The organism is Streptomyces sp. NPDC016677 (assembly GCF_055562815.1).
The window spans coordinates 21577-45204 of the sequence record NZ_JBVHEO010000008.1 but is presented as its reverse complement, the minus strand read 5'-3'; the positions used below and the strand labels follow the sequence as shown (position 1 = coordinate 45204).

Annotated in this window: 18 protein-coding genes; 11 read left to right on the top strand and 7 right to left on the bottom strand. The window is 68.1% G+C overall.

All coding sequences use genetic code 11. The annotated features are described in order from the left end of the window. The first annotated feature begins 47 nt into the window (after positions 1-47). The 10 genes from mycP (ACZ3IG_RS21965) to ACZ3IG_RS21920 all read left to right on the top strand — a co-directional run bounded on the left by mycP (ACZ3IG_RS21965) (position 48) and on the right by ACZ3IG_RS21920 (position 11247). Positions 48-1271, top strand: coding sequence for a type VII secretion-associated serine protease mycosin (gene mycP, locus ACZ3IG_RS21965; protein WP_467434126.1), 1224 nt, complete (start codon positions 48-50; stop codon positions 1269-1271). 90 nt (positions 1272-1361) lie between these two features. Then, a complete protein-coding gene (locus ACZ3IG_RS21960) occupies positions 1362-1697 on the top strand; it encodes a hypothetical protein (protein ID WP_467434125.1) in 336 nt (111 codons plus the stop codon). 43 nt (positions 1698-1740) lie between these two features. Next, complete coding sequence (locus ACZ3IG_RS21955) at positions 1741-3276, top strand: hypothetical protein (RefSeq protein ID WP_467434123.1); 1536 nt, start codon at positions 1741-1743, stop codon at positions 3274-3276. A gap of 72 nt (positions 3277-3348) precedes the next feature. Next, the gene (gene mycP / locus ACZ3IG_RS21950; protein WP_467434122.1) at positions 3349-4683 is read left to right on the top strand and encodes a type VII secretion-associated serine protease mycosin; all 1335 of its coding nucleotides are present in this window, start codon (positions 3349-3351) and stop codon (positions 4681-4683) included. 63 nt (positions 4684-4746) lie between these two features. Further along, on the top strand, positions 4747-5085 hold the full coding sequence (locus ACZ3IG_RS21945) for a hypothetical protein (RefSeq protein WP_467434121.1): 339 nt from the start codon (positions 4747-4749) through the stop codon (positions 5083-5085). Next, positions 5082-6206: a WXG100 family type VII secretion target gene (locus ACZ3IG_RS21940; RefSeq protein WP_467434119.1), complete on the top strand. Its 1125-nt coding sequence runs from the start codon at positions 5082-5084 to the stop codon at positions 6204-6206. The genes ACZ3IG_RS21945 and ACZ3IG_RS21940 overlap by 4 nt, the downstream gene beginning before the upstream one ends. Beyond that, complete coding sequence (locus ACZ3IG_RS21935; RefSeq protein ID WP_467434118.1) at positions 6206-7603, top strand: hypothetical protein; 1398 nt, start codon at positions 6206-6208, stop codon at positions 7601-7603. The genes ACZ3IG_RS21940 and ACZ3IG_RS21935 overlap by 1 nt, the downstream gene beginning before the upstream one ends. A gap of 873 nt (positions 7604-8476) precedes the next feature. Beyond that, the gene (locus tag ACZ3IG_RS21930; RefSeq protein ID WP_467434116.1) at positions 8477-10138 is read left to right on the top strand and encodes an alpha/beta hydrolase; all 1662 of its coding nucleotides are present in this window, start codon (positions 8477-8479) and stop codon (positions 10136-10138) included. Positions 10139-10241: 103 nt separating this feature from the next. Then, positions 10242-10673 (top strand): hypothetical protein, encoded by a 432-nt coding sequence (locus ACZ3IG_RS21925; protein WP_467434115.1) that lies wholly within the window; start codon positions 10242-10244, stop codon positions 10671-10673. A 46-nt stretch (positions 10674-10719) separates the two neighbouring features. Beyond that, the gene (locus ACZ3IG_RS21920) at positions 10720-11247 is read left to right on the top strand and encodes a hypothetical protein (RefSeq protein ID WP_467434114.1); all 528 of its coding nucleotides are present in this window, start codon (positions 10720-10722) and stop codon (positions 11245-11247) included. A 139-nt stretch (positions 11248-11386) separates the two neighbouring features. Here ACZ3IG_RS21920 and ACZ3IG_RS21915 read toward each other — a convergent pair whose 3' ends face one another. From ACZ3IG_RS21915 to ACZ3IG_RS21885, 7 genes are all read right to left on the bottom strand, one after another. Beyond that, positions 11387-11959 (bottom strand): hypothetical protein, encoded by a 573-nt coding sequence (locus ACZ3IG_RS21915; protein WP_467434113.1) that lies wholly within the window; start codon positions 11957-11959, stop codon positions 11387-11389. Positions 11960-12332: 373 nt separating this feature from the next. Further along, positions 12333-12950, bottom strand: a complete 618-nt coding sequence (locus ACZ3IG_RS21910) for a hypothetical protein (protein ID WP_467434112.1) — start codon at positions 12948-12950, stop codon at positions 12333-12335. Between the two features lie 43 nt (positions 12951-12993). Continuing rightward, complete coding sequence (locus ACZ3IG_RS21905) at positions 12994-13962, bottom strand: WXG100 family type VII secretion target (protein WP_467434111.1); 969 nt, start codon at positions 13960-13962, stop codon at positions 12994-12996. A 2-nt stretch (positions 13963-13964) separates the two neighbouring features. Next, positions 13965-14240 carry a hypothetical protein gene (locus ACZ3IG_RS21900; RefSeq protein ID WP_467434109.1) on the bottom strand — a complete coding sequence of 92 codons (276 nt, stop codon included), beginning with the start codon at positions 14238-14240 and terminating at the stop codon, positions 13965-13967. Between the two features lie 339 nt (positions 14241-14579). After that, positions 14580-16769, bottom strand: coding sequence for an SUKH-4 family immunity protein (locus tag ACZ3IG_RS21895; RefSeq protein WP_467434108.1), 2190 nt, complete (start codon positions 16767-16769; stop codon positions 14580-14582). A gap of 35 nt (positions 16770-16804) precedes the next feature. Further along, positions 16805-22159 carry a toxin glutamine deamidase domain-containing protein gene (locus ACZ3IG_RS21890; protein WP_467434107.1) on the bottom strand — a complete coding sequence of 1785 codons (5355 nt, stop codon included), beginning with the start codon at positions 22157-22159 and terminating at the stop codon, positions 16805-16807. 197 nt (positions 22160-22356) lie between these two features. Continuing rightward, positions 22357-23061, bottom strand: coding sequence for a hypothetical protein (locus ACZ3IG_RS21885; RefSeq protein ID WP_467434105.1), 705 nt, complete (start codon positions 23059-23061; stop codon positions 22357-22359). 66 nt (positions 23062-23127) lie between these two features. Here ACZ3IG_RS21885 and ACZ3IG_RS21880 point away from each other — a divergent pair, with 66 nt between their 5' ends. Then, on the top strand, positions 23128-23559 hold the full coding sequence (locus tag ACZ3IG_RS21880; RefSeq protein WP_467434104.1) for a hypothetical protein: 432 nt from the start codon (positions 23128-23130) through the stop codon (positions 23557-23559). Positions 23560-23628: the final 69 nt, after the last annotated feature.

Here is a 23628-nt window from a genome sequence, read left to right as displayed (position 1 = left end):
CGCGCAACCGCACCCGTGGGACTCGCGCACTGCGGCGGGTATTCGGCGTGCTCGCGGTGACCGGCATCTGCCTGGCCCCGGCGCCACCGGCACTCGCGGACGCGACCGCGCCGGCACGTCTCACCGACGCCGGCAGCACGGACTTCGGCCTGTCGGCCAGCACGGAGTGCGTCTTCGGCGGCGACGTCATCAAGTCCACGCCGTGGTCACTCCAGCGACTCCTCCTGGACCAGCTGTGGGGGGAGGCGACGGGCAAGGGCGTCACCGTGGCGGTGATCGACACGGGAGTCGACGACTCCAACGCGCAGCTGCGCAACGCCATGGCCGCCGGCAGCAAGGACTACGTCGGCTCCACCGACGGCACCGAGGACATCGAGGGCCACGGCACCCGGGTCGCGGGCATCATCGCCGCCCGCCAGATGAAGGGCACCGGCTTCGTCGGCATCGCGCCGGACGCCAAGATCCTCTCCTTCCGCTACACCGGCGGTGAGGAGAAGGAGGGCAACTCCAAGACGATGTCGCGGGCGATCCGGGACGCGGTCGCCAAGGGCGCGGAGATCATCAACATCTCCTCGGACACCGCGGCGAAGGAAGACAACCTCGAACTGCGGTCCGCCGTGGCGGCGGCCGTGGACGCGGGCGTCCTGGTCGTGGCGGCCGCCGGCAACGACGGAGCCGACGGCAAGTCCGCCGACACCTACCCGGCCTCCTACCCGGGAGTCCTGGCGGTGGCGGCCTCCGACCGCAACGACGAACGCGCCTACTTCTCGCAGGCGGGCGCATTCGTCGACATCGCGGCACCGGGCGTCGGCATGGTCTCCACGGTGCCCAAGGGCGGCCAGTGCACCGCCGACGGAACGAGCTTCGCAGCTCCGTACGTCGCGGGCGTCGCGGCCCTGCTGAAGGAAAAGAACCCGAAGTGGAGCGCGGCCCAGATCGCCACCCGCATCGAGGAAACGGCCCAACGCCCGGGCCGCGGCCCGAACCGCTTTCTCGGCTGGGGCGTCATCGACCCGGTCGCCGCCCTCTCGGCCGACTCCACCCCAGCCACCACCCCGACCCCGGACCCACCGGTCGAGGCCGGCTCCGGCGGGGTCGTCCCCATGACGGTGACCATGGGCGAGAGCGAGGCGGAACGGGAACGCCGGACAGCCGTCTACGTGCTGGGCACAGGGTTGATCTTGGCCCTGGTGGTTGCGGGGAGCGGGGTGGCTGTGCGGGACTGGCGTAGCCGACGGGACGGCGGAGTCGGCAGCCGGGCGGGGCGATGACCTGGCCGACTTGGTCGCCTTGGCCGACCTGGCTGCCGTGGCTGCCGGGCGCGCGGAAGACTTGAGAAACAGGGGAGAGGACAACGGGGTATGAGTAACGGAATGCGGGTTGATCTCAGCGCTCTGGATGAGGTGATCCGGAAGCTGAACGGCCTTCTGTCGGACATGGACAAGGCCAACACCAAGGCCAAGTACGAGACGGACATCCCGAGCAGTGCCTTCGGTAGCGCGAAGTTCTTGGAGTCCAATGAGCTTCATGAGGCCCACCAAAAGCAGAAGACTAGGATCGAGAACATGATCAGGGACTTGCACACCCTGATCGATGACTTCGGTACGAGCGCCTCAAAGGTCAGGGACAAGTACAGCAACCAGGAGCAGGCCAACGCACAAGGCGTGAGCGTTGCTGAAAAGGGCGCGGCCAACTAGCGGTTCTGCGACCGGTCACTGACAACGGAGGGGATGTTCCACTATGTACGGATACGGCTACTACCAGACTCCTGAGCAGATTGAGGCTGCCCAGAGGGCGCAAGAGCAGCGGATCCAGGACAAGCACGACGAAAAACTCGAGTCGATTGCCAACGGGGGAATGGGGGGCCCGGACCGTAGTCAGCTCGACACGCCCTTCATGCAGATGAGCATCCCCGAGCTCCGGTCCATGATCCTTGACGCAGACCCTGGTCGGATCTATGAGGTCAGCCAGCACTGGAAGTCGGTTCACAACATCCTGTCCGGTGGTGACGGGGATGGTAAAACCGGTGGCGTTGACTCGGTCTCCGCGAAAGACAGTGTTGCGGGCATGATGCAGAGCGCTGTGGAGAGTGTTCTGGAGCATTGGGAGGGTGACGCGGCCGAGGCATTCCGTAAGAAGGCCAACGAGATCATGCAGAATATCCGTAATGGTGCCGCGTGGGCAAACCATTATGGGGAGACCATGTATGCAGTTCAGAACGACCTGCGGAACTCCATGGCCAAGATGCGTGAGGTCGAAGAGCCTTCCGGGTGGGACCGAGCATGGGACAAACTCACCGATGATGAGCGCAGTGATGAACAACTGCTGGAAGACATCAATAGAGGCGTAAGCACAGACGCAGCACGTCAGGCCAACGCGGATTCCTTGTCTGCGGGTAAGGAGGCGCAGTTGCAAGGTGTGGCGATTATGGAGCAGTTGGGGGTGAACTACAAAGCGTATTCGGCGTCTGCCCGTATTGACAGCGGTGGTGATGATCCCTTTCCGGCTCCGAACCCAGAGGTGCCACTGCCTACCCCCATCTCGATGCCGGCTCGCGGCAGTTCGGGGCCAAGCGCCGGAACCGGCGCGGCACAGCCGTGGAGCGCTGGCTCAACTGCCCGTATTAAGCCCGCTCCTACTGTGTCTCGCACTCCTGGCATTACCGGCGGTTCTCAGCTCCCGCCATCACAAACGAAGGTCGATGGCATTACGCCAGGCCTAACGGGGACGAACTCCAGCACGGTGCCAATGGGCACCGGTGGCAGTAGCGGTGGCATCGGTGCTGCAGGTACTCAAGGCCCCGGAGTGGTGGCTCCTGGCGGAATGTCCGGACTTGGGCGTGGTTCCGCGGTCCGCGGTGGTATCGGCTCCACGGGTGCTCGAGGAGGTCTGACCGGGGGTGCCTCAACGGGTCGTGGAGCTGGAACCCGTGCCGGTATGGGGGGCGTGGGCGGTGCCGGAGCTGGCGCGGCTGGCCGAAGCGGAGCCGGTGCAAGCGGGCGTGGCGCCTTGGCGAAGTCCCGTGGAGGCGTCGTCGGTGCTGCCAACGGTGTTGCAGCGAAGGGCGCTGGTGGTGGTGCGGGCTTGCATGGGAGCCGTGGCGGCACGCAACGGGGCGCCATGGCGGGCGCGGCCGGCGGTATTGGCGGCCGCAAGGGGCGACGGCCTGAAGACGAGAACAGCCAGGGTGACCGCCCTGACTACCTGGTCGAGGATGAAGAGACCTGGATCTCGGAAGAAGACCGTAACCGGAATGTGCCGCGGACGATCGAATAGAGATTTTATCGGACAGAAGCGATTTTCGTTGGCTGTCTGAGTGGGAATGCTGGCGTAGCCAGTAGTAACTGAGTGAGGAGCAGGGAATTGCGGTTCGGGAAAGTCTGGTCTGCGACAGGCGTCGCGGCACTGACGGGAGCCTTGCTCCTCACTTCGGCACCGTTGGCGTCAGCGGATCAAGTGCGTGACGCTCAATGGCCCCTGACGGTATATGACGCAGAAAAGGTGTGGCAGACCTCACGGGGAGCAGGCGTTACGGTGGCGGTGATCGACTCAGGTGTCGACGCCAGCCACCCTGATTTGACCGGGCAGGTCATGGCAGGTAAGGACTTTACCGGTGCTGGCGATCCGCATAGAGACGCTGACGGACATGGCACGGGTATGGCCAGCCTAATTGCTGGTCATGGTCATGGAGCGAACAATAACTCAGGAGTTATGGGGCTCGCCCCGGAAGCGAAGATTCTGCCAGTTCGCACCGGAGAGGTCGACGGTAAGCTGGTCACGAATGATTGGGCTGCCGGAGTCCGCTATGCGGCAGACCAAGGCGCGACGGTGATTAACCTCTCGCTTAATGATTCTTCCGCTTATCCTGGCTCTAAAGCTGCCAAGGCAATCGCATATGCGCAGGAGAAGGACGTTGTAGTCGTAGCTGGTACGGGAAACGACTCGGGTACGACCAACTACCCTGCCGCGCTGCCGGGGGTGGTGGCTGTTTCCGCTGTTGACCAAGGCCTCAATTTCTGGTCCAAATCTAATACTGGGAGCGTCACTGTAGCAGCTCCGGGTGTTGCGACCCCTCAAGCTGATCCGACCACTGAAAGTGGCTACCTGGTAGCAGACGGAACCTCTGGAGCGACGGCTTATGTTTCCGCGATCGTCGCACTGCTACGCTCCGAGTACCCGGATCTGACAGCTGGGCAGATCATTAATCGCCTGGTGCAATCGGCTTCCTTTCTGAACAACGAAGGCAGAAAAGCCCCGGACCCGCAGCTTGGCTACGGGATCGCTCGACCAGGTACCGCGTTGACCATGGACATCCCCGCAGGCCCTAAGGAGGGGCCACTCGCCGAAGCGTCATCTGAAACCGACGAATCGGCTTCCGGCCCGAATGGACGTGACGGCGGGAGGCAAGCCAAAGGCGAGGAGAAGTCATCCTCGACCACGGTGTTCCTGGTCGCTGGCCTCGCAGTCGTCGTGGTGATTGTGGCAGTCATCCTCGTGGTGATCCGTAACCGGCGCAACCGTGGCGGTGGCGGCCCCGGTTCCGGAGCAGGGTCGCCCCCTTATGGCGCGGGCTTCCCGCCCCAGTATCCGAATCAGAACTTCGGCCAGGGCTACCCGAATTCCGCTCCGCAGCAGCCCAATTCCTCCGCTCAGCAGCCTCCCGCACCCGGGCATTGGCAGTAATAATCATCCGCCGGCACTGGCAGCGGCGCATAAACGTGTTAGCCATCGCTATAGGGGGCGCAGATGACAGACGGTGAGACCTCGTACTACGAGTCGGGAGCGGGCAGAGAACTGGCGCGCAAGTTTGAGATGCAGGCATACGACTTGAGGGCATACCTTAAGAAGTTCGAAGAGGAAACAGGCGAAGAGGCAATCACTGGCGGCTTCGGCGTTCTGACGGAATCAGCCGAGGTCACCTCTGCCTACATTTCCTACTCGGCGGACGTTGTCAGCGCGATGAAGGTCGTGCACGAGCATCTGGATGCGATTGCGGAGGCCCTCCGGAAGGTGAACCGGGAGACCGAGGTTACAGACGACGACCTCGCGGCTCTCTTCGGGAAGCAAGCGGGCGGTGACCAGTGAGCGGGAACGAGTCCGTAGCTGAAGAGATCATCGAACTCGGCATTGAAATCTGCAATCCCGGTGGACGTCCGGAAGAGCTGGAAGCCGCGGCCAGAGCATGGCGTCAGCTGAAAACCGAAGTCGAGGGCTTGGTCAAGTCCATGGACAAGGAGGTCAGAGGAACTGTAGGTCACACGTGGCGGGGTGAGGCGGCCAACGCCTTCCAGGCCCATTGGGACGAGTTTGCTGCAGCGGTGCAAAGTGCTACGTACGACTTCGACGAAGCAGCTAAAGGTCTTGAGGATGCCGCAAAGAGCATTCAGGAAGTTAATGATGAGATTCATGATATTTACATCGAAATCGGGATCTCCGTTGGTGTCTCGGTAGGCATGTCGTTCTTGACGCTGGGCGTCTCGGCTGCTGCCGGCACCGCACGCGTCACCATGCTGGCCACAAAGGCACTCGAGGCCGCAGGCCGTCTCGGAGTACTACTTCGAGGCATCGCGACTGCCTTCCGCACTCTACACAACTCGGGAAAGGTCGGAAAACTTTTCGTCGAGGGAATGCTGAACTGGGCTGGTGGAACTGCTGGAGGCATGGCCACCAGTAAACTCAGCGGTAAGGGGTGGGAAGTCCAGACTAATATGATCGGCGGTCTGACAGGCGCGACCGTCGGGACTGCCGCGGGTAAGGCGGTGACTGCTCTCGGCGGCAAGGAGGTCGCGAGTGGCATCAGCGGTGGTGCCGCCGGGGGAATGTCAGGGGACTACCTGGATTCCCTGCGTAAGGGCGAGGATTACGACATCAGGCAAAGCCTTGTCACTGGGGTCACCGGAGGCGCAGCTGGTGGACTCGGCGGCGGAGCAAGGTCAATCGACAGGGGCCTCGATGACATGGCGCGAGGTCTGAAAAATGAGAGTGATTTCAGTTTTGAATCGGACCGAACCGATTTCAATCAGGCCGGAATCGACGTCGCCTTTAGTGGTACCACTCCTGTAGCCGGAGGAGTGGCCGCAAACACCGCGAAAGATGGATTTGAAGGCGTGGATCAGAGTACGGAAGAAGGGCAGAAAGCTGCTGGAGGAGGTGTTGGTGACAGGCAGGAGACTGCAACTGACCGAATTCGTGAGGATTTCGGCTGATGGTGAACATGGAGAAGACCTATGCGTCGGTTGATGTAAGCTCAAAGGTCGGCATGTGGTGTGCTGGTCTGGGACTGATGGCAGTCGTTTGCTCGTTGTGGTTGTGGCTTTTTGGCCCCGGCCCAGACTTGCGGCAGCGCCTCTGCCTGGTACTTCTTGCTGTTCCACTGTTCGGTGTGATCATGATTGTGGTGCGACAGCGTTCGGCAGGCGGCCGGCGGTCGGTTGAAGAAGTCGCTCTGGCTGAGTTTCCTCACGCGGACGGAATGGCGGAGTGCTCTGTTCCGCGTGAACTTCCTTCGCGTCGGGGTCGGCAACTCCGAAGCTTCATGTGGGCTTTTGGCATTGCGACGGCACTGATTGGGATTGCCGCCCTGGCGGCTGGAACGCCACAACGGGATGAGCTCTTGCAGCGCATCCATGCAGCGGGGGGTGAATTCGAACGTGTCGACGCAGTAAGTGTCCGTGATGTTCAGCGTAAGTCGTCCAGCGGTAAGGACTCATACACGGCAACGGTACTTGTTCAGTTGCCTGGCGTGCCCAGTGGGCAGTCGGTACAGAAGAAGATTCAGGCAACGACAAAGAAGGTGTTGCGTCCTGGGGATCTGGTAGACGTATTGTACGCGCCGACGCGGCCGGAACTGGGGGCGATTTCGGGTGACGAGCGGAGTTTGGGCTGGAAATTGCGCGGGGAGACGATGTCCGCTTTCGGCCGTTGGTCCGTCGCTCTTATGTGGGCGCTCAGCTTCCTCTTTGCCTTGTTTCACGTATGGTCAGAGCATGGATTTCGCGCTTTTTCACGTCTGGGCAGGAGGGACCGGGCGATAAGAGCACAGTGTGTCGGCTACGTCGGCCCTGGCGCTTCCGCTACAGCATCGTCGTCATCGACAGTTCTTCTGAAGGTCCAGACGGATCTTAGTGAGGTTTCCTTCCGTGCGAAGGTCGGTAAGCACGGGTCTCTAGAGGGGATGCAAGGGGCAGGAGTCTGGCTTTGTTGGGACGCGCAGCGCGGAGCTCGCGGTGTGCGAATGTCTCCGCAGGAGACACCAGCGGCGTTGCTTTTTGACACCGGACTTGTAGTGCACGGAATGGTGAAGGTGCAGGAAGTGCGGCACCTGAAGGGCAGTGCTGCGCCTGCCAAGAAGGGTGACTCCACCAGAGTTAAACCTGAATCCCTGCGGCTCCTCGATTATCGGTCTCGATGGCCTAGTTTCATCGATGCGCTGGTACTGCAGGTCATCGTACTGGTTATTGCATGTGCCGTGGTTCTGACTTTTGATGTGCCGACAGGGTGGAGAGTCGTGGCTGGAGTTGTGGGGTTCTTGGGTGTGATCGCTGCTGTCGGGACGCACCTGAGGGAAGAGAAACCTCCGAAGAAGGAAGCCACCGTGCAGTAGCAGAGAACGGTAGGGGTTCTGGTCGCCAAGAACAGCGCGGCCGTGATGACGCAGGGGTCACTGAGCGCCATCTGCAACTGGTGTACGCGTCCTGCGTGCGTCTTTCACCGGTGAGTGGGGACGGCAAGACGCTTAAGGCGTGGCGTGGTCCTCGAAGCAGGGCCTCACGGGCGGTGTTCCGGACGGGGGTGCGGGCGGGGTGGATACTTGGGCGCGGTCGCGTCGTGGCGTACGTGCGGTGCGGTCTTGTACGGGCGTGTGAAGTGACGCCGAAGTCGAACGTAGGAAAGGGGATGCCCCCATGGGAGGGATCGTCCTTGTGGTGGGGTTGCTCGCCCTCTGTGCCGTGGGTGCCACCGTCGTCGTCCTCGCGGTGTTGCGGCGGCGCCGTGACTCCGGCGTGGGCCCGGCCCGCCCCGGAGCCGTGCCGTATCCCCATAACGTGGGCGGCTACGCGGCTCCCCCGGCGGGGTACCCGTCTCCGCAAGCCCCGCACGTGGCTGCGCAGCCTCCGTACTACCCTGCCGCTCCTCCGTCGGGCTACCCACAGACGCCGGGCCAGGGTCCGCAGAGCGGGAATCCGTATCTCCAGCAGCCGCCGTATCAGGGGCAATGAGGCCAGGGGAAGAGTCTCCAGGGCGGCGTTGGCCCCGACTCGGGCGGGAGTACAAGCCGTCGTCAGTGGAGACGTGCTGAGCTGTTCCACGTGGAGGGGCAGCCATCCGCAGCCTTGATCCGCGAAGCACGACGTCGGCTAGGGTGATCTCTCGAATGCATGGCTGATTCATAGCAACGGGGGTTGCCTGATGTCTGTGTGTGTTGGCTCGGCGTGCCGTGTGGGGCGTCCTGGCCGGTCGGGTAGGGGGCGTCGTCATGGCCTCTGACTTCAGCCGGCTGATGAAGCAGGACTTCTCCGATCTGGAGGCCGCGGCCAAGTCGTGGCGTGCTTTGTCGACGACCACGGACTCGCTCACCGGGCGCCACCGCCGGCAGGTCACCGGGCCGCTGCACCAGTCGTGGAAGGGCGACGACGCCGACGCCGCGCTGTTCTATCTGGAGGACGTCGAGTCGCGGATCGGTGTGGTCGAGACGGAGGCGATGGCCGTCGCCTCCGTGCTCGAGACCACCAAGTTCTGGATGGAGCAGGCCCAGACGAAGTTGCGCTCCGCGGTGCGGCGGGCGGAGCAGGACCACTTCCGTGTGGACGACGACGGCTGGGTCAGCGATCCGACGACCGATGACCTGCCGCGCCAGGACCCGGACGCGCAGGCGATCATCGCCGACCGCAGCGGTCTGCTCGGGGAGTACCGGGCGGCCATCGACGAGGCGTTGGCCGACGCGCACAAGGCGAGCGACGACGGGGCGAAGGCCCTCGGTGAGCTGAACGGTGACATCCTCACCGATCCGTTCAGCCATGACGCGGCAGCGGAGTCCGCGCAGGACGCCAAGAACGCGATGAACGCCATCGGTGTGCAGCCCCCGCAGATACCGGACGACGATCCGAAGGCGGCGGCCAAGTGGTGGGACGCGCTCAGCCCTGAGGAGCGTCAGACGTACACCACGCTCTATCCGAAGGAGATCGGAGCGACCGACGGTCTGCCGACGGACGTACGCGACGACGCGAACCGTACCGCTGTCGCCCAGGAGCTCAACGCCCTGCGAGAGGGCGACTACGCCGAGAACTTTCCTGGTGAGAGTACGGAGACGGTCAACAAGCGGCTGAACAACCTCACGGTGCTCAACGACCGGCTGGAGGAGTCCGACAGCGCGCCCAAGGGGAAGGAGCTGTACCTCCTCGGGTACGACTCGAAGGACGACGGCCGGGCCATCATCGCCATGGGCAACCCGGACACCGCCGCGCACACGGGAATCCTGGTGCCGGGGACGAACACGACCATGGAGAGCGTGCCCGGGCAGGTCGCGCGCATCGGCACCTTGCAGTCGGCGGCGGAGGCCAGGTCCGACGGGGAGAGCGTGGCGATGGTCACCTGGCTCGGCTACGACGCTCCCGAGGCTTCGGCGACCGACTTCAACAGCGTGGGCGGCACGGGGCGGGCCGAGGACGCGGCCCCGGATCTCCGTCAGTTCGTGGCCGGTACGCGGGCCGCTCACGACGGGTCGCCCAGTCACACGACCGTGCTCGGGCACAGTTACGGCTCGACCGTGGTCGGCGCGGCCGCGGCGGGTGGCGCGGGCCTGGGCGCCGACGACGTCGTGGTGGTGGGCAGTCCGGGGATGACGGTGGACGAGGCGGCAGACCTCCAGATGGACCCGGAGCACGTGTGGGTCGGCGGAGCCGAGGACGACCCCGTCATCAACCACCTGTCCGACTACACCCTCGGCCGTGACCCGATGCTCGGAGGCTTCGGTGGCAACAACTTCGCAGTCGACACCCACGGGCACAGCGGGTACTGGGACGAAGGCAGCGACTCCCTCGACAACCAGGGGAGGATCATCGCGGGCAAGGCGCCGGACGAGGTTCCCAAGGAGGGCGGCGACCTCCCGCCGGAGGGTTACATCGTTCCGGGACTGTAGTCCCTCACTCGGCGCGGTCATCGCTGTCTGCGCGATCCTGCTTTCGACTGGAGCCTGTGTGTCTCAGAGCGACGACAACCAGAAAAACGTTCCGCTGCCCCGCGTGGACAGGGACGCCGCGGTGAAATGGGCCGAGGACTACACGGCGTACATGGCGCGGATCACCGATGTGGAGCTCACGCCGTCGACCGCGCAAGTGAACTTCGAAGCGTGCGTCGGGAAGGACGACGAAGTCGCCCAGGACGGTCGGTACAGCCTTTTCTACTACGTCTACTCGGACGCCCCTGTCACGGAGCACTCGCGGGTCGTGCGGACACTCCGCCGGGAGCTGACCGGGCAGGGGTACGAGGTGACCTCGTACCGGGAGTTCCAGAGCGCCTACAAGTCGGCCGTGTTCAGCGCGCGGGACAAGAAGAGCTCCTACCGGGTCATGGCCGACACCGTCGGTTCCGGCAAGGGCAAGCCGCAACGGCTCTCGTTCTCCGTCCGTACGCCCTGCCTGCTGCCGCCCGGCGTGACCCAGCAGCAGTTCTAGTCCCGGCGGTCCGAAACGACCGCCTGTCCACCGGAGAGGAACCGACATGCCCCGGACCATCGACGTCGTCCCCGCCGAGCTGCGTGCCTCCGGCGGAGCGTGCGACAGTATCGCCCGTGATCTGAAGGGCCCCGCCGACAAGGCGGTGAAGGAGGCCGGGACCGCGGGGGGTTCGCTCACCGGCTGGTCGCTGGGGGCGGCCCTGACGGAGATCGCGAACAGCTGGAAGCCCGCGCTCGACGGCCTGCACGCCCGCATCCAGGCCGGTGGCGACAACCTCCGTTCGTCCGCGGACGGGCACGAGTGGAACGAGGAGCGGACCTCGCGGGACTTCGAGGGCACCGGCGGCGACACCTCGGTCCAGGCCACCCCCGGTGTGATGCCGGCGGTGCTGCGCCCGAGCGCGGGCACCCAGCACCCCGTCGGGCACCCCGTCGGGGACGGTGCCGGGCACTCCGTCGGGGGCGGCGCCGGCGCCGCCCCGGACCCCCGCGCCTCCTACGGCACCAACATGCCGACGTACGACGAGTCCATCAGCACCCGTCCCACGCCGGGCACGAACGACTTCGGCTGAGTCAAGGCCGTACGCGCGCGGCAGCGCGTCGGACCGGGCAGAGTCCATGACCGCCCCGGTGTGCCGGTGGACGACCCGGTGTTTCCTGGAGACGACCCGGCAGGGCCCGGCGTCGCCGTGAGCACTGCGCCGGCCGATGTCATGCGCGCGTGCCGCTCTTGCCGATGACGTGGGCGAGACTCCAGGCGATGACCGCGGCGACCACGACGCCGAGCGGGGAGAACCAGTCGACTCCGCCGCCGATCTCGTCGTTCCACCAGAGCTTGGCCGGGAGGAAAGGGTCCGCTTCCATCATGTTGCCGATGGCCGCGGGCGCCTGGCTCTCGGCCAGGACGAGGGGCAGGGAGTTGGTGTAGCCGAAGAAGGCGCCGAGCGCGGCGACCACGGCGCCGCAGACGTGTGCGCCCGCGCTGCGATGTCCCACCAGGCCGACCAGAGCCCCGACGATCAGCGCGTTGATGACAGCGTGGGCGATGTAGAGCGTGTTGGCCGCTGTGACCGACTGGTCCTTGTACGTGGCCAGGATCAGGCCGCTGTAGAGCAAGGACACGATGAACGACACGCACAGTGCGAGGAGGACGGCGCCCACCGGGTGCCCCGTCGTCGTCCGTGGCGGCTGCCCGTAGGCCGGCCCCTGGTAGGCCGGCCCCTGGTAGGCCGGCCCCTGGTACGGCGGCCCCTGGTACGGCGGATGCTGCTGTGCCGGGTACATCGGTTGCGCCGGGTGGACCGGCGGCGCCGGCGGCTGTGCGGCGACGGGCGGTGCTCCGTAGTACGCCGGTGGCTGCCCGGGCACGGCCGGGGCTGCGGGCCCGGGCCCCGGAGACTGTGCCGGCGGCGGGCCGAAGCCGGGCTGCTGGGGCGGGGCCGGCCAGTTCTGTGGAACCTGCGGCGGCTGGGAAGGCGGCGGTGGGAACGGCGGCGGCTGACTCATTTCTCCCCCGTGGAGCGAACGGCGACGGCGCCAGCAAGTTATCAGGGGTGCGGGAGCGCCGCTTCAGTACGCCCGCCTACTCGGGGCCCACGCCGGGCGGCGAACGACTCCCCGAGGCCCCGCTGGTGAACCGAGCCGCGGCGGAGCTGTCTCAGCGTGAGGGCAGTGCGTCCGCCAGCTGCTTCCAGCCGGCGCCCCGGGCCGTCACGTCGTACCAGGAACCGTCCCGGAAGTGCCACCGCAGTGTGGCACGTTGCTCGTTGTGCGGGTCCCAGTCGGCGAACTCCACCCCGGTCACCTCTTCGCGGGGCGCGGACCAGGCGACCTCGGCCTCGTGTTCACCGACGTACAGCAGGGAGACCTGGCGCTGTCCGAGGGCGAGCACGCGGGTGCCCTGGATGTACATGGCCGTACCCAGCCCGCCGGCCGTGCTGTCCCATCCTCCCGCGAACCGCTTGTTCCGGCGGCGCTTCTCCTTGCCCCGGCAGAGCCACCTGAGTCCTCTGAGAGGCGCCAGGAGCAGTTCCCCGAGGAAGTGCAGGGGGTCGGTCAGCCAGGCGACGAACCCGGTGACCCCCGCCAGCGTCCGCTGCCCGCCGGACAGCTGTGAGCCGGCGCCGGACAGTACGCGGGAGCGGGGCCGCCGCTGTTTCGGAGGCTTGGGTGCCTGGGAGTGGCGGACCACGGGTTGGAGGTGCGTCACGGGGGCGCCCCCGAGCGCTGTCGTCACCATGGTCCGGACCGCCGCTTCCACCCCGGCCGATGTCATGCGGACCCTCCCGTGCCTCGTGCTGTGCCCACCCTGGCGCTGGTCACCCGAAATCCTCCCGTATTTTCTGCTGGGTGCTCGTCTCCGCGGCGGTCATCCGCTGGTCGAAGCTCTGCGACTGCGGACGCTGGTCGTAGGCGGTCGGTTCCTTCGGCGAGGCACCGGGTGCGCTCTCGGGCGCGTACTCGGCGTAGGCCTGGCCGAGCGGCTCGCCCACGTCCTGGCCGACGATCGGGGTGACGATGCCGTTCTTCACGCCGCGTTTGGCGACCTGGTATGCCGCGTACTGGGCCAGGTCGGCCTGGTTGCCGGCCTCGATGCCGTCCACCTTGCCGCGGTAGCGGGCCAGGCCCATGCGGTAGGCGTCCTCGGCCTGCTTCTTGCCGGCGCCCAGCTTCTTCAGCTCGGTCGCGAGTTTCTCGGCCCGCTTGATGGCCTTGAGCCTCTTGGCCAGGTCGCTCAGCTTGTCGGCCAGATTCGCCGTGATCTTGACAGCCTTCAGCGCCTTCTGCGCAACGCCGGCCGCTGTGATCAGCGGTCCGATCGCGGCCGCGGCGCCGGCCGTCAGCAGGGAGAGGATCGCTGTGGTGGCCGCCGCGGCCACCACCGTCTCGATGATCTCGACGATGAGGTCGATCATCAACTGCTCGGCGGTGGCGCAGGCCTCCGCGGCGGTTTCGAGGAGCGTGGCGACGGTGTCCATGTCGTCGGCCTCGCCGCTCAAAGCCTTCTCGAACGCCAGGGACTTCTTGCTGAACGCGTCGGCCGCGTCACCGGTCCACTGCGTGAGCAGCGCGTTCCGCTCGGCCTGCAGGTCCTGGACGACACCGCGCAGGTCACGGGCGGCCTGGCGGTAGTCGGCGGCCGTCTCCGCGAGTTTCTCGTTGTCGCCGCTGACCTTCTCCAGGTCGTCCTCAAGACCGAACTGCTTGATGATCCCCCGGACGATCTGGTCCATGGTGTCGGAGAAGGGCCCGCTGAAGCTGACGCCGAGGCGGCTGAGGACGTCCACGGTCACGCACCCCCGAAGCCGGCCGTCGTGTCCTGTTCGTTGCCGTCGTAGCGGTCCGCGGTCGAACGCGCCGCGTCGACGATCTGCTGGAGCGCGTCCGCCGCGTCGCCCAGGTCCTTGATCCCGTCCTGCTGCTTCGTGTCGTAGTCGGCCTTCAGCTCGTCCGACTCGGGCAGCTTGCCGAAGGTACCGGCGGACAACTCCAGCTGCTGGATGCGGTTGCGTATGCGTAGGATCCGCTCGACGTCGGGTTCGGTTCGGCGGGCGTACGTCCGCAAGGCATCGCTCCGGACGTCAAATCCTTGACCCATGGGGTCCCCCGTGATCGCTGTCTGCGCTGACTGGTCAGCGTTGCTGCCGGGAATCAGGATAGTCAGAAAGGAGGGGGAGACGGGGGAGACGAGGGCACGCGGCCGTCGATGACATGACGGCGTATCGGCCGGGCGTCCGTAGCGGCGCTTCGCAGTGCATGCCCGCACGACCCGGGCGGACGGCACCTGGCCGCCGCGCGGCGACAGTGCGCAGCAGGACCCGCGGCCAAGCGCCGTTGTCAGGTGGCTCGTCGATCCGGGTTCGTCGTGGGATGCCCGGCCGACGCCGACAGTGACCCGGGCGGTTCACAGGTAGGGGAAGTTGTCCTCCTCCAGCACGTGGCCCCAGTTCCTGGTGGCTGCGGCGGCGGGGTCAACGGCGGTGAGCCATGCGGTGAGTTCGGCCAGCAGGTCCGCGCCGTCCACACCGTCGGACGTCGTATAGGCGCGCATGTACTCCCACTGCAGGCAGACCATCGCGACGAACGAGGCGAGCGAGGAGCCGGCGAGGGGGTCGCCCGGACGGTCGGCGTCGACCGCCCCCGGCCTCGTCCCGCGCAGTACACGACCGGTGTGGCCGTCGAGCAGCAGCACTCCGCCGATCCAGGAGCCCAGCTCGTAGAAGGGGCCGTCCCCGACGGGCGTGACGCCGTTTCCGGAGTCGTCCCCTACGTGTTCGGCGAGGCCCGTGGTGAGGAGGTTGTGCGTGTTGAGGCTGTAGAAACCCGCCACGGAGGGGAAGCCGACCTCGGTCAGGAAGCGGCGGGTGGGCTCGTGGGTGAGGCCTGCGGGCAGCCGTTCGGCGGTGATCCTCGCGACGGCGTCCTCGCCGAAGACGTCACACAGCCGGGCGCGGGCCGGGACGCGTACGGTCTCGTCGAAGGGGCGTGGTGTGATCCTGCAGCGTGGCCCCACGGCGGGGAGCGGGCGGGCCGGAGCATCGTCAGGGGTGCGGGGGTCGGGTTCGATGGCGTACAGACCACGACCTCCGGCGATGACGACCAACGGGCCGGCGCCGGCGGCGTCCCGCACGCTCGGTGCCTGCACGGTGCGGCGGACCGACGGGGTGGTCACGAGGCCGAGCCTGAGCAGGTTCCACGAGGGGGCGTCGACTGCCCAGAGGGCCGGCGGCGCAGTGGTGTCCGCCGCTGTGGGCGGCAGAGCACTGGTGTCTCCGCGAGGATCTCCGCCCACCGGCCGTCCGGTGGCCGCGTCCCAGATCGCGCTGCCGCCGGCCGTGAAGGTGCTGGTGACCGTACCGGGGTTCGTGGAGGTGTCGACGCTGACGCGTGCGACCGCGGGAATGTGGGGGCCCTGACGCGTGAGACATCCGGGTGCGCGCCAGTTGGTCCAGACGGTTCGCCAGGGCAGTACCCCGGCGGACTCCGCCAGCGCTCGTGCCCGCTCCGCTCGGCCCTGGCTCAGCGCCACGAGATGGAGTACGGAGATCCACTCCGCGTGCGAGGACGGGGCGAGGCCGAGGCCGTCCAGGTAGTGCAGATCCGCCGCGAACGTGCCGGCGGGCACCCCGTCGGGGAAAGCCACGGGCAACGCCTCGATCAGGGCGCTGCGGTCACATGCGGCGAGGACGCGGGGGAGGGACAGCAGTTCCTCGAAGCGGCCCGCGGCAGCGGCGTGGGCGGGCAGGGCCCGGGCGCGGTAGCCGGCGAGCCCGTCGTTCTCCGCGAACGTCAGCAAACGGCTGACGACCGCGGTCTGGAAGGCTCGGAGATCCTCGTCGGAGACCTCGGCACGTAGCTCCCGTGAGACGCAGTGGCGAGCCAGTGACACCGGCGCGTCGCCCTCGGTGACCGTGACGAAGGGCAACTCGGCGGCGACGGCGCGCAGTTCACTGGATGTGAAGGACTCCCCGAGCGCGGAGCAGAGCATCTGCCACTCCGCGAACCGGACGTGCCGGGGTTCGGCGAGCGCGAGGGCCAGCGCGGCGGTGCGCCACCTGGGCGACAGACCGCTGATGTCCGTACGACGCACCGCGCCGGGCGGCGGTGAGAGGAGCAGGGGCTGGCGTACGCGCGCGCCCAGGTCCCGCACGGAGCTGTCGATCTCGATGACGAAGCGGACACCGGTGATGCGGAAGTCGATGCCCAGAGTGCCCGCAAGGTGTTCCGCGGTGTACCAGGGCTCGGCCGTGGACCGGGTCCGTCCGGCCCACTGGGTGTTGGTCACGACGACCAGGGAGTGGAGGGGGTCCTGTTCCTCCATCTCCTCCGCGAGGAATCCGACGCTGCGGTAGTCGCCGTACGAGACACCGAGGTGCCGCATCACCTCGTCCAGTACCTCTTCCGTGGAAAGGCCCACGGCGTCGACGAGGCACGCTCCGGGAGTGGTCGACGCGGCCTTCCGCAAGAGCGTGCTCTTGCCCGAACCGGCCGGCCCGTCGACGAAGAGGAAACCGCGGTCGGGGGAGGGATCGGTCATCCATGCGTGCAGGCGGTCAGCGGCTTCGCCGGAATCGTTGATAGCTGTGGTCGCCATGAAGGTTCTTTCTCGTTCGTGTCGCCGTCACGTCGTCACGTCGTCCCATCGTCCCGCAGTCCGCCTTCCGACATCGCACGCGTCCATATTTTACCGAGTGCGACGATGTTCCTGGCGAAGTCCTTGTCGAAGCGCCTTTTGTAGCCGCCCGCGGGGGTCTCGGACGCGTCGGCCACTTCTGCGTTCTTCCGGTATCCGGTGCCGTAGAAGATGTCCACGCCGGGCACTCTCTCCGAGAGCAGCCTGGCGCAGTTCGCGTAGCCTTGGCCGTGCCCGCAGGGTTCCCGGTCCGAGTACATGCTGAGAGGCTCGTACTTCGCTCCGTCGCCTCTCGCAGCGTTAACGGTGTCCAAATAGTCGAGAATGTTCCTCTCTGAATGCTTGCCGGATTCACCTCCGCCGGGGTTCGGATAGGAACTGTCGACCACGTAACTGATTCTCTTGCTCACCGGATCGTAGACCTCGACCGTCGCGTAATTGCGGCCGGTGAAGTCCGGACGGTGTTCCCCGGCGTCGCGCAATGCGCCACTGAAGCCCGCCCTGCCGAAGGCATCCCGGATGGCTTGCTCCAGAGCATCGGGGTCGTCGGACTCGTTGGGGTCCTCGCGTCGGTGTGCGGAGTTCCACCCCGCGGTGCTGTGGGCTTGCGTGCCGTGACGGGGATAGCCCGGTGTGGGTTCCGGGCTCGCGCTGACCGCGTGGGAGGCGTGGAAGTTGAGGCTCAACCGGGCCAGCGAGGCGATCACCGCTCCGCGCTCACCGGGGTGCATGTCGGCGAAGCCCGGGAGGATGCGGGCGAGGTCGTCGTGCCTCAGGACCACGGGCTGGTGGTCAGGGTCGTCGGGGCGGGGCGGACTGCACAGGCGCAAGGCGTCCACGAGGGGCACCCGGGTACCGTCGCCGTTCTCGGTGGGGACGGGGTCCAGCCAACGGTCGAGCTGCTGGTGCACCGGGTCCAGCGGCAACTGCCGTACGTCATTGGTCTGCCGGAGGACCTGCTGGTCAGGCATGGGCCTCATGCCGTAGTGCGTGGAGTCGACCGTCTCCGGTTCTGTGAGACGCGGGTGGTCCCGGCGTCCCGGGTCGTCCAGAGGATGATGCTGTGGCGTGCCGGAGCCGTTCGCGTGCCCCGGTGCCGCACCGGCCGGGGCGGCTGCCGGCTCACGGTTGCCGGTCACGTCCGTCCGTGTTGCCGGCACAGGCGAGTCAGGCGTCGGACCGGCCTGCGGCCGGCCACTGGCCGTCGCCGCCACAGGCTGCCGGTCGGCGTTCAAGGGGATCGCGAACACGCCGTTGCTGCCGCTGTGCAGGGGATGGGCACTGGTCCGGCCCGTCTGGGCGTCGACATAGGTGACGCGGCCGTTGTGGTTGACGGCGTTCCAGGCGTGGGCCCGGCCGTCGGCGTCCTGGGTGAGGATCACGGCCTGGGACCCGTGGCCGCTGTCGCGGAGGGTGTTCTCCAGGCGGTCGAAGGCGTCGCGGCCGTTGCCGAGGTCGCTGAAGCGGGCGCCGAGGGTGTGCTCGATCCGGTCGCGGCCGGCCCTCTCGCCGCGGTCGGAGGGGGTGCCGTCGGGGTTCGGGTCGGGGGTGCGGGCGGCGGCCGCGGTGGGGTTGCCGGCGTACGTGTCCACGGTGGAAAGGGCGACGTCGACGCAGTTGTTGCTGCGGCCGGGGGCGTCCGTCCCGGCGCCGTTGACGCGCTGGACCCAGGGGCCGTCCGTGGGGTCCGGCGGCCGGGTGGGGTCGCCGTTCTCATCTCGGGGGACGGCGTTGTCGAGGGCGTTCTGCTCGGCGAGGGTGGGGTGGGTGACGCCGCCCGGCGGAGTGGTGTCACGGGTGGCGGTGGCCGGGAGCGGGTCCGGGCGGGAGGGGGCGTCGCCGGGGCCGTCGGTGGTGTTCTGGTCCGGGACCCGGGCTGTGTTGTCACCGGCCGGGTCCGTGGTGGTGGTCTGCTGCTCCTCATCGGCCTGGTGGCCGTGTGGCGAGTCGTCGGTGTTCTGGGGGGAGGTGGCTGTCTGCTGGGCGGAGTTCTTCGAGCCTTCGGAATGCTCGGACGTCTCGGTCGTCTCGGTCGTCTCGGACGTCTCGGAGGTCTCGGAGGTCTCGGAGGTCTCGGAATTCTCGGGCTTCGCGGGATCCGCGGATGTCTCGGTGTCTTCCGTCTGGGGCTGGGCGGTGTCGATGGGGTTGCGGTCGGGATCGAGGGGGATGTGCCAGACGTGGGCGGCTTGGTCGATGTGAAGGGGCTGGTGGCTGACCTGGCCGCTCTGGGTGTCGATCCAGACGATGGTGCCGTTGTGGTTGACGGCGTTGTAGGCGTGGCCGCCTCCGCCGGGCCAGTCGACCTGGACGATGGCGGCGGAGCCGGGGCCGGCTTGTTGGAGGGTGCTGGCGATGGTGTGGGCGGTGTCGGGGTCGCCGCCGGGGCCGGCGTAGGTGTGGGTGGCGCCGGTCCAGCGGATCTGGTTGTCGTTGGCGTCGGTTTCGGGTGACCAGGTGTCGGGGTTGCCGTTGAGGTCGGTGTCCGGGGTGCGGGGGGCGCTGACCTGGGGGTTGCCGTACCAGGTTTCGAGGAAGGAGCGGGAGCAGTCGGCGCAGTTGTTGCTGCGGCCGGGGACGGTGGGGCCGCCGTCGTTCTGGAGTCCGGTCCAGGGGCCGAAGGGGTCGGGGAAGCGTTCGGGGGTGCCGTCCTCGTTGTGGGGGACGGCGTCGGTGAGGGCCTGCTGGTCGGCGGGGTCGGGTGGGGTGAGGCCGCCGGGGGAGTGGTCCAGGTCGGCGCGGATGTCCTGGAGGCTGTCCCGCTGGGGCTGATGTGGGGGCGTGGGGGCGCCGGGGGTGGTGGGGGAGCCCGGCGCCTGGGGGGCCTGGGGCGTGGTGGGGGTCGTCTGGGCGGGGGAGGCGGTGGGTGCCGGGGTGTGCAGGGCGGTGGGGATCGGGACCGCCGTGACCTGGTTGTCCCGTGGCTGCTGCTGGGTGGGGGGCGTGCTCTGCGGGGGAGCCGGCTGAGCGGCGGGCTGCTGAGGGGTGTTCGGTGTGCGGGGCGTGCCGGGGGTTCCGGGGGCGCTGGTGGCGTTGCCGGCGGGCTGGTGGGGCGGTCGTGCGGGGGTGGTGCCGGCCTGGCTGTGCGTGCCGGTGGGGGCGTTCGTGACCGGGCCGGGCCGGGGGGAGGGGGCTGCTGTCCGGCCGGACGGCGCTGAGGTCCGGTCCGGGTCGGTGGGGGGTGTCGTCGCCGGAGCGCCGGTCGACGGCTGCGTGGCCCTGGAGGAGGGGGGCTGGGTCGGACTGCTCTGACCTGGGTTCTGGGCGGTCGCCGAGGACGCGCGCGGAGTCCGGGTGGTGACCGGGGGCGCGCTCGGGTCCTGGCGTGTGGTGGGGGCGTGGGTGCCGTTCCTGTCCGGGGTGTTGGGCGCCGGGGTGTGGCCGGTCGGTGCGGTGTGGGGAGTGGTCTGGTGCGGAGTGCGGCTGTTCGTACTTCCTGGGGTGCGGTCGTCCGCCGTGCCCGGGGTACGGCTGTCCGCCGTGCCCGGGGTGCGGCTGTCCGTCGTACCCGTGATGCGGTTGCCCGGGGTGCGGTTGTCCGGGGTGCGGTTGTCCGGGGTTCCCGGTGTACGGCCGTCAGCGCCTGGTGACCGGGTGTTCGTCGAAGGGGTGGAGGTGGACGGCGTACTGGGCACGTTCGGCGTGCTCGGCGAGGTGCGCGGGTGCTGTGACTGGCCGGCGGGTGTGGACTGCGGGGTGGAGGCGGGGCCAGTGGCGGCCCCGGTGCTGGCGGCAGGAGTACGTGCCGGTCCCGAGGTGGGCGTGTTGGGGCCGGTGGCGGTGGTGTTTCCGGGGACCGAACCGGTGACGGGCGCGGCGGCGGAGGGGGTGCGTGCCGGGCCGGCCTGCGTGGTCGGGCTGGTGGGGCCGGTCGTCGAGGAGGCGCCCGGAGCGTGTGTGGCCGGGCGGGTGCCCGCCGTCCCGCCGCCTGTGGTGGTCGGCGCGGTGGGGGAGGTCGGCATGGCCGAGCCGCTGTCCGTGCGGCCCCCGCTGCCGCCGGGGGCCGGGTCCGCTGCTGGGGCCGGGGTCGCGGCACTCTGGGTGGGGATGCCGGCGGCGAGGCTGTCGATGTTGGTGCTGATGCCGCCGTTGCCCGACGAGGACGAGGCGGTGCCGCCGGACGAGGTGGGGGCGGGCGCGGAGTGCGGGGTCGGTGAGGAGAGGCCGGAGACGGAGGAGCCGCCGCCGGTGTGGGAGGTGCCGGAGGTGCCCGTCGTGCCGCTGGTGTCCGGGGTGCTGGTCGTTGCCGCGACGGGGGAGGGGTCGTCGAAGTCGGACAGTGTCGGTCCGGTCGATGAGGGAGTGGGTCTCGGATAGGACGTGTCCGAGGAGGACGAACTCGGTCCGGAACCGGTGCCGGAGCCGGAGTCGGGCCCGGAGCCGACGTCCGGCGCTCCCACGGTGGTGCCGCCGGTCTCGGCGGATATGCCGCTGCCGATGCCCGAACGGGTCGATGACGAGGAGGCGTCCGAGCCGGAAGAGCCGGAAGAGCCGGAACTGCCAGAAGAGCCAGAAGACCCGGACGAGCCGGAAGACCCGGAGCCCGAGCCGTCGCCCCCCGGGCCGCCGCTGCCCGGCGCCTCCGACGAGGAGTTGCCGTATCCGTCGATGCGGCTGTCGATGGCGTGGTGGACACGGTTGCCCGCTTTGGAGCCGAGGCTGTCGCGGACGCCCTCGGCGAGGGTCTGCGGGGTCTGTTTGACGGCCTCCCAGCCGCCCTGGGCGCCGGCCTTGACCGTCTGCGACAGATCGAAACCCTGCTGGGCGCCGAAGCCGACGTTGACGGACTGGCGTACCAGGTCGGTGATGATCGCCTCGATCGCGGAGACCGCGGGCTCCTTCATCGCCTCGACGATGGCTTCCATCAGGGCGTCTTTGAGTTCGTCGAGGAGACGCCGGACGATGAGGCGGGTGGCCTGGGTGGCCCCGAGGGCCGCGACTTCGGAGAGGCCGAAAGTGAAGGGGGCGGCCACCTGGGCGGCGGCGATCTCGATGGCGAGGGCGATGAGCTGGGCGATGACGGCCCACTTGGCGAACTCGACGAGGTAGGCGCAGGCGTCCATCACATTGGCGATGATGTGGGCCGCCTGGGCCGCGTTGCCGAGGTAGCCGTCACCGCCGTTGCCACCGTCGAACTTGGCGTAGGTCTTGGTGAAGGCGTCGATGGACGCGCCGGCGTTGTGGGCCGTGACGGTGCGGGCGCTGGTGTTGGCGGCGGTGTGCAGTTGGGTGACGTCGTCGCCGAACTTCCGCCACAGCTGCGCGGACTCCCGGAGTTTGTCCTCGTCGGCGGTCGGCCAGCGGTAGCCGAGCATTTCGAGGACCCACTCGAGCTCGTCCGGCAGCATCATCGACACAGCAACAACCCCCGTCGCACCTCACGGCTGCCCAACTCCCCCGATCGGCAAAAGGAGTCACACAGGAGTACAGCCGTCCGCAAGAGTGTACGGAGTACGGACCGGGGACTTCAGGACCTCGCTGTCACAGCTTCGCTGCAGCGGCCTCCGTCCCCGTCCCGGACCCGCGTGGCGGTCCGCCGCGGCACAGGTCAGACGAAGTAGCTGACCAGCAGGCATACTCCGGCCCCTACGAGGCCCACCCCGAGCATCCCGATCACGACCGGCCGGGTGACACCCCGCCCGGACGCCTCCCACGCCGCGTCGTACGAGACGCGGCTCCGGCCGAACGGGGCGTATCCGGTGGCGAGGCAGAAGACGCCGAGCCCGGTCAGGACCCAGCCCCCGAAGAAGGCGCCGAACCAGCGCCAGGCGCGGCCCGCGCCGCTCTGGACGTAGTCGGCGTCCGCCGCCCCGGACGCCGACGGTGGCTCCGTCTGCTGCACCGTCAGTTCGGTGCCGACGGCGAACCGTTGCCGCACCTGCACCGCGGCCCCGGCGTCCCGGCTCTTGCCGTCGTCGGACACGAAGGTGCCCGCGCAGCGCACCGGCCGGCGGTTCTTGTGGCTGCTGCGGGAGGCGTTGTTCGGATAGCTGATGTCGCACCGCTCCACCGTCAGCGTGCCGTGCGTGCCCGCCCACCCGGCCAGGTACGCCCCCTGGTACGCGCCCCAGCCGCTCAGCAGCAGTCCCGCCAGCAGGAAGACCAGGCCACCTGCCCGGCCGAGGCGGCCGAGGGCGCCGGCCACCAGACCGGAGGGTCCGGACGGCCCGGAGGAAGGGCGGTCCTTTCCCGTGCTGTGCGTCCGCGCCATGACACCGCCACCCTTCTGCTCGGCCGCCGAAGACGTCAGCATGACACTCGTGAGTGACGGGAGATACTTCAGGTGCCGAGAAGTGGGGACCAGCGAGGAGGCGCCGACATGACAGGGCAACCCGGGAAGACACCGGACCGGCACGACCCGTCACCGGAGCGGGGTGTACTGGACGAGGCACTGGAACCGGCCCAGATCCGCTCGCTGAACTCCGCCTTGCGCAGGCTCTCCCAGGCCGACGGCGCGAGCAAGGACCTCCAGGACGCGGCGAAGCGGCTGCTGACCGGCCGGCTGGCCCTGCGCGACGCCCTGAACGACCCCGCGATGGCCCGTGCCCTGGGTGGTGGGGGCATGGAGTCCCTGCGGGGGCGGTGGGAGTCGCTCTCCGAGGAGGAGCGCGAGCGGCTCAGGCGCGGGGAGACACCCGCGGGCGGCAGCCCTGCCCCGGCGGCACCCGAACCGAGGAAGCCGCAGCGGGACTTGTCGCAGCCGAGGAAGGGCACCCAGGGACGGCACAGCGGCGGATTCTCGCTGTACTGATCACAGGAGGCTGTTCCAGATCACGTGAGGCTGGTTCCAGATCACTGGAAGCTGTTCCTGATCAGGAGG

Coding starts and splice junctions, on each gene's coding strand:
- ACZ3IG_RS21955 (WP_467434123.1), top strand. CDS start 1,741: ATGTACGGATACGGCTACTACCAGACTCCTGAGCAGATTGAGGCTGCC.
- ACZ3IG_RS21920 (WP_467434114.1), top strand. CDS start 10,720: ATGCCCCGGACCATCGACGTCGTCCCCGCCGAGCTGCGTGCCTCCGGC.
- ACZ3IG_RS21880 (WP_467434104.1), top strand. CDS start 23,128: ATGACAGGGCAACCCGGGAAGACACCGGACCGGCACGACCCGTCACCG.
- ACZ3IG_RS21930 (WP_467434116.1), top strand. CDS start 8,477: ATGGCCTCTGACTTCAGCCGGCTGATGAAGCAGGACTTCTCCGATCTG.
- ACZ3IG_RS21910 (WP_467434112.1), bottom strand. CDS start 12,950: ATGACATCGGCCGGGGTGGAAGCGGCGGTCCGGACCATGGTGACGACA.
- ACZ3IG_RS21890 (WP_467434107.1), bottom strand. CDS start 22,159: ATGATGCTGCCGGACGAGCTCGAGTGGGTCCTCGAAATGCTCGGCTAC.
- ACZ3IG_RS21885 (WP_467434105.1), bottom strand. CDS start 23,061: ATGCTGACGTCTTCGGCGGCCGAGCAGAAGGGTGGCGGTGTCATGGCG.
- ACZ3IG_RS21945 (WP_467434121.1), top strand. CDS start 4,747: ATGACAGACGGTGAGACCTCGTACTACGAGTCGGGAGCGGGCAGAGAA.
- ACZ3IG_RS21960 (WP_467434125.1), top strand. CDS start 1,362: ATGAGTAACGGAATGCGGGTTGATCTCAGCGCTCTGGATGAGGTGATC.
- ACZ3IG_RS21935 (WP_467434118.1), top strand. CDS start 6,206: ATGGTGAACATGGAGAAGACCTATGCGTCGGTTGATGTAAGCTCAAAG.
- ACZ3IG_RS21915 (WP_467434113.1), bottom strand. CDS start 11,959: ATGTACCCGGCACAGCAGCATCCGCCGTACCAGGGGCCGCCGTACCAG.
- ACZ3IG_RS21895 (WP_467434108.1), bottom strand. CDS start 16,769: ATGGCGACCACAGCTATCAACGATTCCGGCGAAGCCGCTGACCGCCTG.